General features: G+C 53.4%; 15 protein-coding genes and 1 riboswitch. Of the genes, 8 read left to right on the forward strand and 7 right to left on the reverse strand.

What is annotated here, in order from left to right; all coding sequences use genetic code 11:
- Window positions 1-41: 41 nt before the first annotated feature.
- Window positions 42-2,927 (forward strand): T9SS C-terminal target domain-containing protein, encoded by a 2,886-nt coding sequence (locus B156_RS0102300; protein WP_018617996.1) that lies wholly within the window; start codon window positions 42-44, stop codon window positions 2,925-2,927.
- 78 nt (window positions 2,928-3,005) lie between these two features.
- On the opposite strand, the gene B156_RS0102305 is transcribed toward B156_RS0102300, so the two are convergent.
- Together B156_RS0102305 and lysA are read right to left on the reverse strand one after the other, a co-directional pair.
- Complete coding sequence (locus B156_RS0102305) at window positions 3,006-3,719, reverse strand: YebC/PmpR family DNA-binding transcriptional regulator (protein WP_018617997.1); 714 nt, start codon at window positions 3,717-3,719, stop codon at window positions 3,006-3,008.
- Between the two features lie 113 nt (window positions 3,720-3,832).
- The gene (gene lysA / locus B156_RS0102310) at window positions 3,833-5,089 is read right to left on the reverse strand and encodes a diaminopimelate decarboxylase (RefSeq protein WP_018617998.1); all 1,257 of its coding nucleotides are present in this window, start codon (window positions 5,087-5,089) and stop codon (window positions 3,833-3,835) included.
- Window positions 5,090-5,130: 41 nt separating this feature from the next.
- Here lysA and B156_RS0102315 point away from each other — a divergent pair, with 41 nt between their 5' ends.
- The 4 genes from B156_RS0102315 (at window position 5,131) to B156_RS0102330 (ending at window position 8,715) form a co-directional block, all read left to right on the forward strand.
- Complete coding sequence (locus B156_RS0102315; RefSeq protein ID WP_018617999.1) at window positions 5,131-5,415, forward strand: hypothetical protein; 285 nt, start codon at window positions 5,131-5,133, stop codon at window positions 5,413-5,415.
- Between the two features lie 185 nt (window positions 5,416-5,600).
- Window positions 5,601-6,332: a glucosamine-6-phosphate deaminase gene (locus B156_RS0102320; RefSeq protein ID WP_018618000.1), complete on the forward strand. Its 732-nt coding sequence runs from the start codon at window positions 5,601-5,603 to the stop codon at window positions 6,330-6,332.
- 58 nt (window positions 6,333-6,390) lie between these two features.
- A complete protein-coding gene (locus B156_RS0102325) occupies window positions 6,391-7,719 on the forward strand; it encodes an NCS2 family permease (RefSeq protein WP_026260543.1) in 1,329 nt (442 codons plus the stop codon).
- Window positions 7,720-7,878: 159 nt separating this feature from the next.
- Window positions 7,879-8,715, forward strand: a complete 837-nt coding sequence (locus B156_RS0102330; RefSeq protein WP_018618002.1) for a 5'-methylthioadenosine/adenosylhomocysteine nucleosidase — start codon at window positions 7,879-7,881, stop codon at window positions 8,713-8,715.
- Between the two features lie 2 nt (window positions 8,716-8,717).
- Here B156_RS0102330 and B156_RS0102335 read toward each other — a convergent pair whose 3' ends face one another.
- The 4 genes from B156_RS0102335 to B156_RS0102350 all read right to left on the reverse strand — a co-directional run bounded on the left by B156_RS0102335 (window position 8,718) and on the right by B156_RS0102350 (window position 12,579).
- Entirely contained in the window at window positions 8,718-9,446 is a 729-nt protein-coding gene (locus B156_RS0102335; RefSeq protein WP_018618003.1) for an esterase family protein, read from the reverse strand.
- Between the two features lie 58 nt (window positions 9,447-9,504).
- Complete coding sequence (locus tag B156_RS0102340) at window positions 9,505-10,113, reverse strand: GDSL-type esterase/lipase family protein (protein WP_018618004.1); 609 nt, start codon at window positions 10,111-10,113, stop codon at window positions 9,505-9,507.
- 3 nt (window positions 10,114-10,116) lie between these two features.
- Window positions 10,117-11,196 carry a homoserine O-acetyltransferase family protein gene (locus B156_RS0102345; protein ID WP_018618005.1) on the reverse strand — a complete coding sequence of 360 codons (1,080 nt, stop codon included), beginning with the start codon at window positions 11,194-11,196 and terminating at the stop codon, window positions 10,117-10,119.
- A gap of 69 nt (window positions 11,197-11,265) precedes the next feature.
- On the reverse strand, window positions 11,266-12,579 hold the full coding sequence (locus B156_RS0102350; RefSeq protein WP_018618006.1) for an O-acetylhomoserine aminocarboxypropyltransferase/cysteine synthase family protein: 1,314 nt from the start codon (window positions 12,577-12,579) through the stop codon (window positions 11,266-11,268).
- Between the two features lie 167 nt (window positions 12,580-12,746).
- A riboswitch (SAM riboswitch) is annotated at window positions 12,747-12,851 on the reverse strand.
- 288 nt (window positions 12,852-13,139) lie between these two features.
- On the opposite strand from B156_RS0102350, the gene B156_RS0102355 reads away from it, so the two are divergent.
- From B156_RS0102355 to B156_RS0102365, 3 genes are all read left to right on the forward strand, one after another.
- Complete coding sequence (locus B156_RS0102355) at window positions 13,140-14,723, forward strand: M61 family metallopeptidase (protein WP_018618007.1); 1,584 nt, start codon at window positions 13,140-13,142, stop codon at window positions 14,721-14,723.
- An 81-nt stretch (window positions 14,724-14,804) separates the two neighbouring features.
- A complete protein-coding gene (locus B156_RS0102360) occupies window positions 14,805-15,881 on the forward strand; it encodes a glycoside hydrolase family 130 protein (protein WP_018618008.1) in 1,077 nt (358 codons plus the stop codon).
- 30 nt (window positions 15,882-15,911) lie between these two features.
- Window positions 15,912-17,441, forward strand: a complete 1,530-nt coding sequence (locus tag B156_RS0102365; RefSeq protein ID WP_018618009.1) for an amidase — start codon at window positions 15,912-15,914, stop codon at window positions 17,439-17,441.
- Between the two features lie 152 nt (window positions 17,442-17,593).
- Here B156_RS0102365 and B156_RS0102370 read toward each other — a convergent pair whose 3' ends face one another.
- Window positions 17,594-18,811, reverse strand: coding sequence for an MFS transporter (locus tag B156_RS0102370; protein ID WP_018618010.1), 1,218 nt, complete (start codon window positions 18,809-18,811; stop codon window positions 17,594-17,596).
- Window positions 18,812-18,815: the final 4 nt, after the last annotated feature.

An 18,815-nucleotide genomic window follows, 5' to 3' on the forward strand; every position in this document is an offset into this window, starting at 1 on the left:
TTGCCGGTAGAAATCGTTGTACTTGAAAACCAAATACTGCAATGCGATTTGTTTACCCGATTGGCCTTTTCTGTCTTTTCTTAGGTGCCAGCCTGTGGCCTCATGTCAGTCAGGCTACCCACGTACGGGCGGGTGAGATTACCACCAAACGAATCTCCAATACCTCGCTCACTTATCTGATCACGTTTACTGCCTATTACGATGAAGTAGGCGGCCGGGCCGCGTCTAATCAGGCCGAACCCTATACGTTTTGCTTTGGTGATGGCAGCACGCAGGAAGTAAACCGCAGCGGCCGGAAATTCATTAACGGAAACACCTCGTCCGTCAACAGCTATACGGCTGTGCATACGTATCCTGGTCCGGGGGCTTATACCATTGGCATAACCGTTCAGAACCGAAACCAGGGAACCAACAACCTGCCTCCCCCGGGTTCGTCGCAGAACATTCCTTTTTACGTATCGACCACGATTCTGATTAACGCAAACCTGCTGACCAATTCCACACCGGTGATGCTCAACCCGCCCCTGGATTCGGGCCGTGTGGGTCAGAAGTTCTGCCATAACCCGGCGGCTTTCGATGCTGATGGGGACAGCCTCGCTTATCGACTCAGTGTCCCCAAAACATCCACCACGCCCACTAGCTGCGTGGGGCGTAATATTCCGGTCTATCAGGACCCCACCCGATTCAGCACCGCCAGCGAAGCGGGTGGCGCCCCCACCTTCTCCATCGACCCCCGCACTGGCGAACTCTGCTGGGACGCCCCCGGCGAAGCCGGTCAGTACAACTTCGCTTTCATCATTGAAGAGTGGCGCAACGGGGTACTCATCGGCGAGATTACCCGCGACATGCAGATCATCGTCGTTGACTCCAAAAATAAGCGACCCCTGCTCCAACCCATCCCTGACCTGTGCGTGGAAGCGGGTACTCTCATCAACCAGCCCGTTACGGCCACTGATCCCGACGGGCAGGCGGTTATCATCTCGGGCTTCGGGGGCGTTTTCAACGTCAGTCAGGATGGAACCCCTTTACCAGCCGGGGAGCTTATCCTGCCCGCTTACGCCACTCTGACCCGGGGCGGTATCCCGCAGGCTCAACCCGCCACGGCCATTTTCAACTGGCAAACCAATTGTAGCCAGATTCGGGTGGCTCCTTACGATGTGACCTTCAAGGTGGCCGATGTGCCGCCTAAGCCCACCCCGGCCCTGGTCTCCTTCCAGACCTTCCGCATTCAGATTGTGGGACCCGCCATCAGGAACCTCACGGCACGACCTACCGCTACGGCAAACGGACGAGCGGTACTCCTGAACTGGGATGCCTACAGTTGCGGCAACCCCGGCACCACTATTGTCATCTACCGAAAAGAAGGTTGTGAGACTGCTGTTATCCCGCCCTGTACCACCGGAATTCCGGCCGGTTACACCAGGATAGCCGAAATACCCAGCACGGCCACCACCTATACCGATACGAGCAGTCTACGCCGGGGTACCAGCTATGGCTACCGACTGGTGGCCCAGTATCCCGATGTGAACGGGGGGTTCAACGGCGGGGTGAGCCGGGCCTCCAACCAGGCCTGCCTGGAACTGCCCCTGCTGGCCCCGGTCATCACCCAGGTTACCGTCGACTCCACCAAAACCGTCACCGGCCAGATTACCGTCCGCTGGACGCGGCCCCTGGGGCTGAACCCGGCTGATTTGGCGGGGCCTTACCAGTACCGATTGCAGCGGGCCACCGGGCAGGGGGGCACTAACTTTACTCCCGTTGCCACCATCAACACCACGCTGAGCCCCACAGCCGCTGACACAGTTTACACCGATAAGGGCACGTCGGCTTCGGCTCTCAACACCGATGCTAATGCCTACACCTACCGGCTGGAGTTCTACTACACTAACCCGGCGGGTCAGCTTACCCGGCTGGATGTAACGGATGCGGCCTCCTCGGTGCGGCTGGCAGCGGCCCCAGACAACCGGCGGGTGGTGCTGAGTTGGCAGGCCACGGTACCCTGGAGTAACAACGGTCAGACCCACGACGTGTTCCGCAGCCGGACGGGTCCCAACGGAGTTTTTAATAAAATAGCCGAGGTGCGGGTGAGCAGTCAGCCCTACAGCTTTACTGACACGGGTCAGGATGGTTTTGTGGCCGATGGCAATACAAGTCTGGCTTTGTCGGCCGACAGCAGCTACTGCTACCGGGTTATGACCCGGGGGGCGTACACGGATGCTCAACTGGTGCGGCTAGGGGTGTTGCTCAACTACAGCCAGATTATCTGCGCCACGCCTACTGACACAACCCGCCCCTGTCCGCCTGCGCTGCGGGTGGATAGTTTGAATTGTGCCAGTCTGAACAATGAGAGTTTCTGTGACCAGACCAGTTTCACCAACAACCTGAACTGGACGCCCGGGAGTGGTCCCAACTGTGACCCCAACATTGCTACTTATAAAATTTACTATGCCCGCTATCAGTCCGACACGCTGGGGGTGTTGAGCAGTGTGGCAGCTCCGACGCTGAGTTACGCCCACACGCCATTGAGCACGGTGGCGGGCTGCTACTACGTGACGGCGGTAAGTAAACGGGGGCTGGAGAGCGTTCCCTCCAATAAAGTATGTGTGGATGCGTGTCCGAGCTTCATGCTGCCCAATGTGTTCACGCCCAATGGGGATGGCAAAAATGATTTGTTTGTGCCGTTGCGTTGCCCCCGTTTTGTGGAGACTGTGAATTTTGTGGTCTATAACCGGTGGGGAGCAAAGGTGTACGAAACAACTGGTCCTACACTGGCCTGGGATGGTCGGAGTAGTGACGGAGTGGAACTGCCCAGCGGTTTGTACTACTACCAGGCGAGCGTGAATTATGCGTTGCTGGATCGCAACGCCCCCCCTCAGATTATAAAAGGGTGGGTCCAGATCCTTCGGGAAGGCGTGACTAGCCGGTAATTCAATTCTATCCAAACGCAAAGGGGGAACGTCAGCGACGTTCCCCCTTTGCGTTTGGATAACTTTCCTCTAGTTTCTTTACTTCATATTGTGGTAAACCATCTGCACATCGTCATCTTCTTCGATTCGCTCGATCAGTTTTTCCACATCGGCCACTTCTTCGTCCGATAGTTCTTTAAAATCGTTGGGAATGCGCTCGAATTCGGCCTGCTGGATGTCGAATCCCTTTTCTTCCAGAAACTTCTGGACACTACCGAAGGCCGTGAACTCACCGTATATAACGAACTGATTCATTTCCTCATCGAACTCAACATCATCCCCGCCTACGTCGATGAGTTCCAACTCCAGTTCTTCCTGGTCGATACCATCGGCTGGTATCCGAAACACCGACTTCCGGTCAAACATGAAGTCCAGCATGCCCTGCGTCCCCAGGCTACCACCCAGTTTGTTGAGGTAACTCCGGACGTTGGCTACCGTACGGTTGTGGTTGTCGGTAGCCGTTTCAATCACCAGCGCGATGCCGTGCGGTGCGTAGGCTTCGTACACGATTTCCTTGTAATCTTCCTGGTCTTTGGAAGAGGCTTTTTTGATGGCCCTATCCACATTCTCCTTCGGCATATTAGCCGCTTTGGCGTTCTGGATAATAGCCCGGAGCCGTCCGTTGGAGTCCGGGTCGGGGCCACCGCTTTTCACGGCCATGACAATGTCTTTGCCGATTCGGGTAAAGGTCTTGGCCATTTGCCCCCACCGTTTCATTTTTCGGGCTTTTCTGTATTCAAATGCGCGTCCCATTGGTTGAGGTTTGAGGTTTATGGTTTTAGGTTTACGGTTAATAGTTGGCTGACTGACGTACAAGTGTTGTTTTCGCATCAGTCAGCCGTAAACTGAAGACCGCAAACCGTAAACTATACATCGATTACTTCTGAATTTAAAACGGCAACATCCACCTGCCCCCGTACCAGATCCTCGAACGTTTCGCGCTGGCGAATCAGGTAGGGTTTGCCTTCGTACACCAGCACTTCGGCCGGGCGAAAGCGGGCATTGTAATTCGATGCCATGCTAAAGCCGTAGGCACCGGCATTCTCAAACGAGAGTACATCCCCCGCCTGTACGTCGGGCAATGCCCGGTCGGTGGCGAAGGTATCCGTTTCGCAGATATAGCCTACAACCGTATAGGTTTTTTCGTCTCCGGACGGGTTCGATACGTTTTTTATATCGTGGTACGCGTCGTACATCATTGGGCGAATGAGGTGGTTCAGGCCCGAATCGACTTGCACGAACGTGCGGGTTGGGGTTTCTTTCACCACGTTGACTCCTGCCAGCAAATGGCCACTTTCGCTCACCAGCAATTTACCCGGTTCAAAACAAAGCTCCAGTTCACGGCCGTACCGGTCACAAAATGACCGAAAAGCCGCCGAAACCTTCGTACCCAGTTCGGCAAGATCGGTGGCGTAATCATCTTCCCGGTAGCGAACTTTGAAACCGCTGCCGAAGTCGATAAACTGCAAATCGGGGTAATCTGTTGCCAGGTCGAAGAGAACGTCGGCAATTTTAAGGAAGGTATTCCCATCCTTAAAATCAGAACCGGTGTGGATGTGCAACCCAACGACCGGAATACCGTACTGCTCCGTAACCGCTTTAATCTGCTCGCGATAGCTGTAGGGTATCCCGAACTTAGAATCGCCGTGGCCGGTTTGAATCTTGAAATTCCCCCCTTCGGCAATGTTGGGATTGATACGCAGGGCAACCGGGTAACGGTTGCCGTAGGTCTGGCCAATCTGCTCGAGCAGGGGCAGGCTGTCAGCATTCAGTTGAAAACCCATTTCGAGCGCTTCCTGAATCTCGGACCAGGCGTTACCGCTGGGTGTGTACATAATCTGCGCCGGTTCAAACCCTGCCATCCGCGCTATTCGGGCCTCATTCACAGATACCACTTCGATGTCCACACCCTGCTGACGCATCAGTTTCAGGATGGATACATTGGTAAGGGCTTTGGCAGCATACTTTATCTTTAGGTTCACCCCGCTAAAGGAAGACCGGAGCGAGCCGATTTTTTCGATAATTTTGTCGGCGTCATACACGTACAGCGGTAAGCCGAACTCATCGGCGATAGCCAGTACATTGACACCCTGAATTTGATACGTCTGGTTAGTTAGTTGCATAATTCATGAAACGAGCCGCAAAATTACGCCATCTTTCCCCTATGTACAAGATTCTCTGTTATCTGCTGACCCTTATGCTGTCGGGTACGCACGGGGCGTTCGGTCAGAAGTCCCCCGTTACTCCTGCCCGACCGGATAATCCAGTTGAAAAACTTATTCCCAGTCGCCCTGCCAGTGAGGAAATCACCAACCGGAAAACGACTTTTACAACCCACCTGCTCGCCGGCAAGGTGGACCCCGGCAAAAAGTACGCGTACGGCGGATGGGTAATGGACAGAACGGTGAGCCTGCTTTACCCGAACCCGTATCAAACCCAACCCCAGTAGCTGTGGCCGACCGCCCGCCCGGTTTTTCGTTCCGGCGCCGGAAGCTGACCATACGGCAACGAACCTAAACCGCTCAGTGAGTTGAAATATAGATGAATCGTCGATGGCCAGACGGACCAGCGAAAACAACCACGCGTCAGCCAACCGCTCCGGCAGACTGACATAACCCTAAACCGACAAACCCTATGACCTTTCACCAATTCCCGGATTACGCATCTCTGTCCCAGTATACGGCCGAACATATTGCCGCCATTATCAACCATAAGCCGGATGCGCTGCTTTGTCTTGCTTCCGGCGATACGCCCATCGAAACGTACCACCATTTGGTAGAGCTGGCAAAAGCGAAGCGGGTGGATATGAGCCAATGCACGTTTGTGGGTCTCGACGAGTGGGTTGGTTTCGGACCGGAGGATGCGGGAAGTTGTTCGTACTATGTATTCCGTGACCTGTTTACACCGTTGCAGCTACGCCCGGACCAGGTATATGTTTTCAACGCAAAAGCCTCTGACCTGGCGGCCGAGTGCGCCCGCATCGACGCCCTCATCGACTCGCGGGGTGGCCTGGATTTACTACTGGTGGGGATGGGCATGAATGGCCACATCGCCCTGAACGAACCGGGAACGTCCTTTAAACTGGGTTGCCACGTTGGCAAACTGGCCGAAAGCACCATAACTGTTGGGCAGAAATACTTTGAGCAGGAAACTGTTCTTGAAGAGGGTATTACCCTTGGGCTACGCCACTTAACGGCCGCCTACGAAGTGATTTTACTCGTGAGCGGAGACAAAAAAGCAGCCATGCTACAGCAGGCTCTCAAAGGCCCGGTTTCGGAAGATGTACCCGCCAGTATTCTGCAAACGCACCCCAATGGTCAGATTTGGCTGGATGCAGCTGCCGGAAGTTTACTGACAGGTTTTTGAGTTTTTGGCCGGGAGTTTGTTATTTGTCCGTCTGATTCAACCTGAACCGTAAAACTGCTTGGCCATCCATCTCCCTACCACCCACCCGCCCGTTTCCCGACGGACCGAACTAGTGGCTGGTGTTTCTACTTTTCTGGCAACGATGTACATCATTGTGGTCAATCCAGCCATTCTGAGTCAGGCGGGTTTACCCTTTGGCGGGGTGCTCACGGCAACCGTTCTACTGTCGTTTTTTTGCAGCCTGATGATGGGTCTTTACGCCCGTAACCCCATTGTGGTAGCGCCCGGGATGGGTATGAACGCGTTTTTCACGTTCACCGCCGTGAAGGGAATGGGCATCAGCCCGGAAGTTGCACTGGGTGCGGTGTTCTGGGCCGGGGTATTATTTCTGTTGCTGTCGGTATTTAACATCCGGTCGGCTATTGTACGGGCTATTCCGCAACCCCTTCGCTACGCCGTTTCGGCGGGTATTGGTTTGTTTATTACGTTGATTGGCTTTGAGAATGCCCACTTTATCGTGGCTAATCCGGCCACGTTAATCAGCGTTGCCCGGCTGACCGACCCCATCATTATGACCTTTGTATTTGGGTTGCTCTTAACGAGCGTGCTGGTGGTGCGCAACGTGCCGGGAGGCATCATTATCGGCATTGTGCTGACCACGCTGGCGGCCTGGCCCGTTGGTCGTTTCTGGGGTGATGCCTCGGCGGTTAATTTTGGGCAGAAGACGCTGGTCAACTACCAGGGACTTTTCGCAGCCCCCGATTTTTCTTTACTGGGTAAACTGGACTTGTGGGGCTCGCTCTCATGGTCACTGTGGCCGGTTATTTTTGCCTTTGCTTTCACCGATTTATTCGATAGCCTGTCCACCTTCGTGGGTGTGGCCGAAGCGGGTGATTTACAGGATGAGGAAGGGAACCCACGCAACATGAACCGTTCCCTGCTGACCGATGCTGTGGCCACTACCCTGGCTGGGGTGCTGGGAACCAGCCCCGGCACCGCTTACATTGAGTCGGCGGTGGGGATTGCGCAGGGCGGGCGTACAGGACTAACGGCTATCGTAGCCGGTTGCTGTTTTCTGCCATTCCTTTTTTTATCCCCGATACTATCCGTTATTCCGGCTATTGCCACAGCACCGGCCCTGGTGCTGGTCGGTGCGTTTATGATGAAACCTGTTACCCGCATCAACTGGAGCCAACTGGATGATGCGCTGCCCGCTTTCCTGGCGTTGGTGCTCATTCCGTTTAGTTACTCCATCACGCAGGGGCTGATTTGGGGGTTCTTGTCGTGGACGTTGATAAAAGTTGCCGTGGGCAAATCGGGCGAAGTATCGGCAGGCTTGTGGATTGTAGACGTATTTTGCGTGCTGGCACTAATGAGCAGTGGTTGATGAGGAAATAAACAACGATAAGCACTCAAGTGAAATTAGTTTAGCCTAACCGATTTTTTTGTCATCCCGACGCAGGAGGGATCTCAAGTATCATGACAATCGAGATCCCTCCTGCGTCGGGATGACAAAAAACCAATGTGCTCCTTTCACCTGGATACTATGAAAAAAAGCTTTGTACTGACACTGCTGTTCACGCTTTCGCTCACGTACTCATTCACGTTTGCCCAGCGCTACAAACCCCGACCCGTTACAGGTTTGCTGGGCGCTTTCGGGGCCGAAGTGGCGTTGGTCAAAGAATCGCTGAAAAAGGCTAAGACGGTCTCAGTCGATGGGGTTCTTTTCACGACCGGGCGCATCGGAAAACAACGGGTGGTAGTGGCCGAAACGGGTATCGGCAAAGTGAATGCGGCCATGACAACAGCGTTGATGCTGGATCATTTTCGTCCCCGGCGAGTGTTGTTTACGGGCATTGCGGGTGGCACAAATCCCGAGTTACAACCCGGTGACATTGTAATTGCCAAGCGAACAGCGCACCATGATTACGGTTCCATCACTGATAAGAATACCCCGACCCGCCAAACCCGTAATGCCATTACCAAGCAGTTCAATCCAGCCTATTTTCCCGCCGATTCTGTATTACTCCATCTGGCAGAGCAGGTGGTGAAAACGGTATCGCTGGAAGGTATTCCCCTGGAATCTGGCGGTGTTTCCAGTCGGCCGGTTAAGGTCATGACGGGCACCGTCGTGACGGGGGATGTCTTTGTGGCTTCGCCTGAGAAAGGCAAAAGTTTACGGGCTGATTTCGGGGCCGATGCCACCGAAATGGAAGGAGCCGCCATTGCGCAGGTCTGTTACCAGCTTCAGGTACCCTGCCTGATTATTCGCAGCCTGAGTGACCGCGCCGATGCAGAAGCACACATTGCCTACGATAAATTTTATCCAACTGCCGCCCGAAACTCCGCTAAAGTCGTTATTGCGCTCGTGAAGGCGTTGTGATATTACAGGTATAAAGGTGCCATCTTCTGCCAGTCGTTGGCCTGGTGGGCGCGGCCATCCCAGCAATAGAGTTCATGCGCTACCTGCTTGGACCGAAGCGTTTCGCTTAGGGTAAGGTTGCTGGGTAAAAACGGGTCCGCTGTGCCAACGGTCATCACAATTTGTAGTCGGCGCAAGTGATTGAGTGCTTCGCAATCGCCCAGGTTCGGCAAAAAATGATTGGGACTGTGGAAGTAGATCTCTTCGTCGTAGTAATCATCAAACAGACCACGAAATTCGGCCACTGGTTCCGACAAACTGTAACGGCCGCTAAATGCCACTACTTTGGCGAACCATTGCGGATGCCGAAGCGCAATGTTCATGGCGTGGTAAGCCCCCAGGCTACACCCGTGCGAAATCATAAACGGTTGTGGGTTCTTCAGGCGGGAGAGCGTCAAAACTTCCTGTAAAATGTACTGTTCGTACTGTCCATGCCGCCGAATACGGTCGCAGGGGGATACGTGGCGGTTATAAATGCTTTCCCGATCGATACTATCGACGCAATACAACTGTAGCCAACCCCTCTCAAGTTTGTCGGTTAATGCCTCTACAAGTCCCAGGTCTTCATATTCATGAAATCGTCCCCGGCGGGTAGGGTAAACCAGCACCCGCGCCCCGGCGTGGCCGAAAACAAGCAATTCCATATCGCGGTTCAGGTTCGGGCTAAACCACTTGTGATACTCGCGGTGCATACCATTCCGTTTTAAGAAGTAGTGAAATTGCACGCTTTTACAGTAACAACGAAGTCTCCTAGATGAACAAATCGTTAAAAATTCGGGCCTGTTGCTGAAACGTCTGCGCCCATATCTGATACCCAGCCGGGCTTAGGTGCAATCCATCGTTTTCGAAGAACTCCTGCCGTGGGCTACCATGCTGGTCCAGCAAGGGCGTTGTCATATCGATGTACTGCCAGTCGGGGTACTGCTCAATTTCGCGACTGATCAATCTGTTTGTGTACTGAATTTCATCCGCAATTCCCCAGCGGGCCAGACTGATTTTTACCGACAGAAAATAAAGCGGTACGTCAGGTAGTAAGGTACGCATTTTACCGGCAAAAGCGCAGAAGAACTGGTATATTTCTTCAGGGTGTCGGCCGTTCCCCAGGTCATTATCACCCGCGTAAAACACAACGGCTTTCGGTAGGGTTGGTGCCACTATTCGCTCAAAAAACCAGGTGCAGGCTGCCAGCGTTGAACCGCCAAAACCCAGATTCAGGGTGTCGAGGTGGGGGAAATCCTGGTCCAGTGTTGTCCATAACCGAATGGATGAACTGCCATAAAAAACTGTCTTCTCTGTTGCTGGTGCAAGGGTTTGCACTTTTTCTTCCAATAACCGAACGTCGGCTTCATACCAAATCATACATCATTGATTAACAGGCTCAGTGCCAATTGTATCTCTGTTTATAGGTGGAGCTATGGCTGATTCGCCAGCCTGCATCCATTTCCGGATAATTGTAGTGAGTGGTCGAAATTCAATTAAAAAACCATCGTGCCCATATAACGAATCAATCTCCTCGTAAGACGCATTATGAATGTGACGGGCCAGAAATTGCTGTTCTGACGGTGGAAACAGCAAATCGGACCGAATACCGACGACTAATGTTCGGGCCTTAATCTGGCCCAGTGCATTGAGAATACTACCCCGGTTGCGCCCCACATTGTGCGAGTCCATGATTTTAGTAAGCAGCCAGTAGGTAAAGGCGTTGAACCGTTCCACTATTTTCTCGCCCTGGTATCGCTGGTAACCGGCCGCTTTGTAGCCATCAAGCTGTTCATTATTGTCGAGTGCCTGCGTAAAGCCGTACGTATCGTAGTTTCGGTACGAAATCATGGCCATGGCCCGGGCCGCTTTCATTCCCGCCAACCCGGCATTGTCGCAGTTTTCGGCCCAGGTAGGATCGGCTTCTATCGCCATCCGCTGCGATTCATTGAAGGCAATGCACCAGGGAGAGGCCATAGCACTGGCGGCAATCAGTATCAGATTGTCGATAAGGCCGGGGTGCAGAATAGCCCACTCTACTGCCTGCTCACCCCCCAGCGAACCGCCGATGCAGGTGCGGATTTTTTCGATGTTCAGTTCCTGCCGTAGCAAATCAAAAGCATTGACAATGTCCCGAACCGTAACGGCAGGAAATGCGTGATGATACGGTTTTGCCGTTGCCGGATTAACAGACAAAGGCCCGGTAGACCCATAACACGAGCCAAGCACGTTGGCACAGATAATAAAATCCGTTGCCGGGTCAAAGTACTTGCCCGGTCCAACCATGCCGCCCCACCAGTCGGCCACGTTGGCATTGCCGGTCAGGGCATGGCACACCCACACGACGTTCGACCGGTCGGCATTGAGCGTACCGCGTGTGGTGTAGGCTAGTCGGAAACCCGGCAGGCTTGCTCCCGATTCGAGCGGGAACGAATATTTATAATCGAAGTAAGTCAGGTCCAATCAACAGGTAGTTTGTGGTTTGTAGTTTGCCGTTCGTAGTGCAACTACGAACGGCAAACTACAAACGGCTTAACTCAATACAGGCTCGGCAATTTGGGCAAAAGCCTGCTCGAAGTCTGCCTTAATATCGTCAATATGCTCAATACCGGCCGATACCCGTAATGTGCCTACCTCAACGCCCGCGCTGGCCTGCTCCAACTCGCTTAGTTGCTGGTGGGTGGTGGCCGCCGGGTGAATAATCAGCGTTTTGGAATCGCCCACATTGGCCAGATGGCTAACCAGTTTCAGGCTGTTTACAAACTGGTCAGCTGCCTTGGCATCTCCTTTTACCTTGAATGAGAAAACGCCCCCAAAGCCCCGCTTAAGGTATTTCTTAGCCAGGTCATGGTACTTGCTGCTTTCCAGACCGGGGTAATTGACCGACTCGACCTGCTCATGCTGTTCGAGCCATTTGGCAAGTTCCAGCGCATTTTGCACCGTACGGTCAACCCGCAGGGACAGTGTTTCCACCCCTTGCAAGAGCAGGAAAGAATTGAAAGGGCTGATGGCCGGGCCGTAATCACGCAGCCCTTCAACCCGGGCACGGATGATAAACTGGATATTGCCGAACGGACCGTTTACCCCGAACACATCGCTGAAAACCATGCCATGATAGCCCTCCGACGGTTCGCTGAACTGCGGAAACTTGCCATTACCCCAGTTGTAGTTACCACTATCCACAATTACCCCACCAATACTGGTGCCGTGCCCGCCAATCCATTTTGTGGCCGACTCGACCACGACGGCTGCACCGTGTTCGATGGGCCGGAACAGATAACCGCCCGCCCCGAACGTATTATCGACAATGAGCGGCAAGTCATGTTGCTTCGCTAACTCGGCAAAAGCGTCGAAATCCGGGATGTTGAAACCCGGATTACCGATGGTTTCGAGGTAAATGGCTTTCGTTTTATTGTCAATCAGTTTGGCAAACGATGCCGGCTTGTCGCCATCGGCAAAGCGGGCTTCGATACCCATTCGTTTGAATGAAACCTTAAACTGATTATAGGTTCCTCCGTACAAAAATGACGTGGTTACGAAGTTGTCGCCAGCGCTCAGGATATTGCTCAGCGCAATAAACTGGGCTGCCTGACCCGATGCGACCGCCAGCGCGGCTACGCCCCCTTCCAGAGCCGCTATCCGTTTCTCAAACACATCGGACGTGGGGTTCATGATGCGGGTGTAAATGTTCCCGAAGGCTTTCAGGGCAAACAAGTCCGCACCATGGGCCGAATCGTTAAAAACGAATGAGGTCGTCTGATAAATGGGTACCGCCCGTGAGTTGGTCGTTGGGTCAACTTCCTGACCGGCGTGCAACTGAAGGGTATCAAAATGAAGTTGTGACATGAGTATAAGGGTTAATTGTGATTAAGCAGCAGGCTTTGTGCTGTCATCTGCCTTCGGCGTATAGCCATACATACGACAAACCCTCCCGGTTTTCGTGAGCAATTAGTGGTGAATTCTCAGTAAGCCCTCCGGGGCATACATGACCAGATGTAGCGCATAGTAGTTCCGATTTATAGTCCCTAAAATAACTTTAGGCAGGAGTTAGCACCTTGCCATGTGGTAGGTTGCCAGCGGTTTGCAGAGCCTGATCTCTCCCCGCTTCTGTATAAATCAACGCGCGCTGGTGTAGTTGGAAATAGCGCGAAGCAATTGACTTGATGGCGCAAGTATACTAGCCAGACGGCGAGATTCCAAACGGGAGTCAGCCGAAATGCACGAATGGGTGAATAAATGGGTAGGCCAACGAATAGGCCTTTTCACCGTCATGAAATCGTTTTGTTGATTTTGCCGTTATTTTTAGAAACGGGTTGATTTTACGATTTGAGTCGAAAAAACGTGTCTTTTTGCTAATCTGATCAACGAAAACAGTTTCTTATAGCCTTACACCGCTGCAACTATTTATGCACTACCGCTTATCTGCCGACCCTACTTTGCCCCATTACATTGCCGTTGAAGCCTATTTAGCCGCCATCACCACGCCGGCCGTTGAGTTGCAGTTGCCTGCCTGGCGACCAGGCCGCTACGAGTTGCAGAACTTTGCCAAAAACATTCAGCGGTTCGATATTGTGGATGGAGCGGGGAAACCCCTGCCGTTTCACAAAATCACCAAAGACCGCTGGCGCATACAAACGAATGGGGTAACAGAGCTGGTTGCCCGGTATAATTATCACGCCCTGTTGGCCACCCCCTACCAGCTCAATGCGGGTAGTAGCTTCATTAGCGACACACTCCTGTACGTTAACCCCGTCAATCTTTGCCTGTATGCCGAGGGGCGTATTGATGAGCCCTGCACGCTGGAGATAGGCGTTCCTGATAGCTGGACGCTGGCCTGTGGCCTGAAACAACAGGACGCAACTACGTTGCTGGCGGCTGATTTTTACGAACTGGTCGATTGTCCGCTCATAGCGGCACCCGTGCTGCAACACATTCAGTATACGGTGGGGGATACCCCTTTCCACGTCTGGATTCAGGGGGGGCGACGAACCGATGGAGCTCCCACGTTCGATGCCGAACGGATACAGCGGGATTTCAGGCGGTTTTCAGAAACGCAACTGACCCTTTTTGGCGAGTTTCCCGAAGAGGCTTACCATTTTTTGACCCTTATTTTGCCCGTACCTTATTACCACGGGGTGGAACATCGTACCAGTACGGTGCTCGTTCTGGGGCCAAATGATGAGGGCGAAGGATTATATCAGGATTTGCTGGGTGTAGCTTCACACGAGTTGTTTCACGCCTGGAATATTATCCGAATCCGTCCGGCTGAACTGCTTCCGTACAATTTTACGCGGGAAAACTATTTTACCACCTGTTTTGTGGCCGAGGGTGTAACAACCTACTACGGTGATTTGATGCTTCGGCAGTCGGGCATTTTTTCGGATGAAGACTACCTGAAAGAATTACAGGTGCTGTTTAAACGACACTTCGAGAACAGCGGACTTGCCTTCCAGTCGCTGACGGAATCGTCATGGGATTTGTGGCTCGATGGGTACGAGAAGGGAGTACCCGACCGTAAAGTATCCGTTTACCACAAAGGGGCTATTGCTGCCCTGATTCTCGATTTACACATTCGCCGGGCCACGAACCACACCCGTTCGCTGGACAACGTCATGCAACAAATGTGGCAGCAATTCGGCAAGCCTTTTATCGGCTATACGCTGGACGATTACCGGACTATAACCGAATTGGTGGCGGGCGAGTCGCTGGCCTGGTATTATGACCTGTGCATTTTTGGCAATGAGCCGCTCCAGCCCAAGCTAAATGAGTATTTAGCCTGGGTGGGTTTACAGGTCGTTCAGGAAGAACCCATTGCCGAACAGGCCGGCGGTATCCGACTCCTGGAACTGGATGATGCTGGTGCCGACGGCCTGCTGAGCCGTCAGCACCAGATGCGGTGGTTTGGCAACCCGCTCACTGAGCCAGCGCACGAGGGACAGGCTGAATTGGTGTCGGAACAAAAACCGGGAAAGGACGTAGTTGCCAAGTAGGCACTCCGTGTGATGCCTGTCCGCTTCTAGTAGCCTGACCGCTAATTCTGCTTTAACGTATTTCCCCTTATCATCAAAATCATGGTAAAACAGCTTTGTCTGCTCTTTCTTCTTCCCAGCCTGCTACTGGCCCAGCCAAAACCCGAAAAGCCGTGGATGCTGGGGCCTTTCAAGAAAGAGAATGCGAACAACCCTATCCTGAGTGCTAAATCAGGCACTACCTTCTATTGCCCCGTGCGGAAAGAGACCATTCAGTGGGAACAAAAAGACGTGTATAATCCGGCGGCAGTAGTGCGCAACAACAAAGTGTACATGATCTACCGGGCCGAAGACACAGTCCGAAGCGTGGGGGGGACATCGCGTTTGGGACTGGCTGTCAGTACGGATGGAATCCACTTCAACCGAATGCCCAGGCCCGTCTTTTATCCGGACAATGACCCCATGAAAATCTACGAATGGGAGGGGGGTTGCGAAGACCCGCGTGTGGTAGAAAGCCCCAACGGGGTGTATGTGCTGACCTATACGGCGTACGACGGCGACAAAGCCCGACTCTGCGTAGCTACCTCGCGCAACCTCACCGACTGGCATAAACAGGGGCTGGCTTTTGCTGACGACCGCAACAGCTGGTCGAAATCGGGTGCTATTGTGTGCAAACGAATCGGTAGTCGGCTGGTAGCCCAGAAAATAAACGGTAAATACTGGATGTACTGGGGCGACCAGCCCCAGCTTCGTCTGGCCACGTCCGACAACCTCCTGCACTGGACACCCTTGGAAAACAATGCCGGACAGCCATTGGTGGTGGCCGAGTCGCGGAAGGGTAAATACGACTCCCGCCTGCTTGAACCCGGCCCCTTTGCCATGCTTACCAGTAAGGGTATCCTGCTGATTTACAACGGCATGAATGCCGACCAGAATGGGGACGATGTCCTACCCAAAGGGGCGTATACGGGGGGGCAGCTCCTGTTCGATGCCAGTGACCCGACTAAACTTATCGACCGTTCCGATACGTATTTTATTAAACCCGACCAGCCGTACGAAATGGAAGGGCAGGTAAACCAAGTCGTTTTTCTGGAAGGGATGGTGCCTTTTAAAGGCCGCTGGTTTTTGTACTACGGCACCGCCGACTCGAAAATTGGTGTAGCTGTTGCGAATCAATAAAATGATAACTACCTACTGCTGAACGCAACCATGCAACCCTTCGCCCCAAAGGCCCTGTCTTTCGAGGAGTACGTCAAACACGATGCCACGGCTTTGGCTGAACTGGTCCAGACCGGACAGACTACGTCTGGTGAGCTTTTGCAAACGGCTATTGCCCGCGCTGAAGCCGTTAACCCAACGCTAAACGCCATCGTTACACCCCTGTATGACCAAGGGCGTACGATGGCCGCCCATGTACCGGCAGATGGTCCCTTTTGCGGGGTGCCATTTTTGCTGAAAGACCTGGAAATGGAATGGGCTGGAACGCCCATGAAATCCGGTAGTAAGGGGTACCAGAACTATGTTTCCACTACCGATAGCGAAGTAGTCAAACGGCTAAAAAAGGCTGGACTCGTATTCTTCGGCAAAACAAACACGCCTGAATTCGGGCTGACACCCTACACGGAGTCAACGCTCTACGGCCCGGCCCGTAATCCCTGGAAACTGACTCACTCGCCGGGAGGGTCTAGTGGTGGTTCGGCCGCTGCCGTGGCCGCTGGCATTGTACCCGCGGCTACGGCTAGTGATGGGGGCGGTTCTATCCGCATTCCGGCTTCCTGTTGCGGCCTGTTCGGGTTAAAACCATCGCGGGGGCGCGTTACACTGGGTCCGCGTTTTGGTGAACTATGGAATGGGGCGGTAGCGGGCCATGCCGTTACGCGGAGTGTGCGCGACAGTGCGGGTCTGCTGGATGTTATTGCGGGTGGCCCGACGTACCGTCCGCTGGCTGGTGAACCCTACAGTATTGCCCCGCCCGAACGGCCATTCCGGGAGGAAGTGGGCCGGGAGCCGGGTAAACTACGAATCGCTTTTTCTACCCAGTCGCTTATGCCCTTACAGGTAACGGACCCGGAATGCGTTAACGCCGTACAGGAAACGGCCCGACTACTCGAACGCCTGGGGCATAGCGTTGACGAAGTGCCGTTACCCTATGAGAAAACCATTGTAACGGAGACTTTTTTTGTAAACGTACTCAGCGAAACAGCGGCCGTACTGCGTGAATTGGGTGATTATCTGGGGAGACCCGTTCGGCGCAGCGATGTGGAACTAAATACTTGGGCACAGGCCCGGCTGGCCGAGGGCTTTTCGGCCGCTGACGCAGCGTACCAGAAACGCCGTTGGAATACGCTGAACCGACGTATGGGGCAACTCCATGAAACCTACGACCTGTTTTTAACGCCAACGTTGCCGCGTCCGCCTATCGAAATTGGGGCCTTTCAGAACAAATCATCCGAACAGCGACTACTCAAATTGGTGGATTCTTACGGAGGATTGAAGTACCTGAAAGGCAGTAAAACGGTAGAGGCTCTGGCCGAACGGTCGCTGGGGTACATCTCGTTTACGGTAATTACCAACATGACGGGCCAGCCATCCATGTCCGTACCCTTACACTGGTCGGCAAACGGGTTGCCTGTCGGGGTGATGTTTGCGGCTAAACTCGGGGACGAAGCAACACTGTTCCGGCTGGCAGGGCAACTGGAGCAGGAGAAACCCTGGTTTGATAAACGGCCGGTTTTATAAGAGTTACTCTTTTTATGAACGTGAATTTATAGCTGCGCCTGATTAAGCATTATCAGTCGATTAGCGCTAATAAAACCACCCGCCAGAACACGTTGCAGGCATGGAATAAGGTCGCACCGAAGAAAGTGTAAGGGGGAGTCATTGTTGTGTGTTTACTCGCTGTAATCCAGTTCTTTCCCGAACGTCTCCTCTATCGTTATCAGCGCCCAGAATCCAATACCGAAACAGACAAAGGCTACGATAGCCCCCGCTTCAATGACGCCCATCGTCTGTTTCATCGCCTGGAAAGCGGGGATAGTAAGCAACGTGGTGGCCCGTACATTGTTGGCAACGGATGTGGTAGCCGTAGCCCGCAAATTGGTCCCGAAACTTTCGGCAGTTATGGTCAGGAACATAGCAATATACCCAATCCCAAACCCCAAGGCTACACAAACGGCGTAGAAGGCACCAGCGGTGCCAATACCACCAAACAAATAAATGACGACAAAGAAGAAGGTCAATCCCATCATCAGGCCAATGGCTTTCCGGCGCGAGCGAAGCCACTGACTCAGAAAGCCGCTGAACAAGTCGCCAGTAACGGTGCCGATATACGTAAACATAACGCAACGGCCCGGCTGTATGACCTCCTCAATTCCTATCGCTTTGCCAAACTCATTCCCAAAGGTGGCCAGAATACCAATAATCAGATAGGTGGGAACGGCAATACCCATGCAGCGCAGATAGCGTAAGGTAGTTGCCCGGTTACGAAACAAAGCCCAGAAATTTCCCCGTACCACGCCTGCTTCCTGTGCCCGTTTGAACATACCGGATTCCAATATACTTACCCGCAGGACCAATAACCCCAGGCCTAGCCCGCCACCGATAAAATAAGTTGTCCGCCAGTCGAAGAGAGAAACCGTAAAATAGGCCACTACGGCGCCCAGCAGGCCCACACTGGCTACGAGTGAGGAGCCATAGCCGCGCAAGCGGGGTGGCAAAATTTCACTTACCAGGGTTATACCCGCCCCCAGTTCACCGGCCAGCCCTACACCAGCCACTAACCGAAGAATAGCATATAATTGCGGATCCCGGACGAAACCACAGGCTACATTGGCCAGAGAATACGTGATTATACTCCCGAAAAGAACAGACAAACGTCCACGCTTATCGCCCAATATACCCCATAGAATTCCCCCAATCAGGAGGCCTGCCTGCTGGTAGTTAAGAATACGCCCGCCAACGAGAGAAACATCGGCTTCTGACAGGCCCAAATCGTGCAGGCTTGGTACCCGTACGATGTTGAACAATAGCAGGTCATACACATCGACGAAGTAACCCAGAGCCGCCACGATAACCGGCAGGGTAAAAAGAGGGCGGATATTCGTGTTCATTTCA

Origin of the sequence: Spirosoma luteum DSM 19990 (genome assembly GCF_000374065.1) — a bacterium.
Lineage (GTDB): Bacteria > Bacteroidota > Bacteroidia > Cytophagales > Spirosomataceae > Spirosoma > Spirosoma luteum.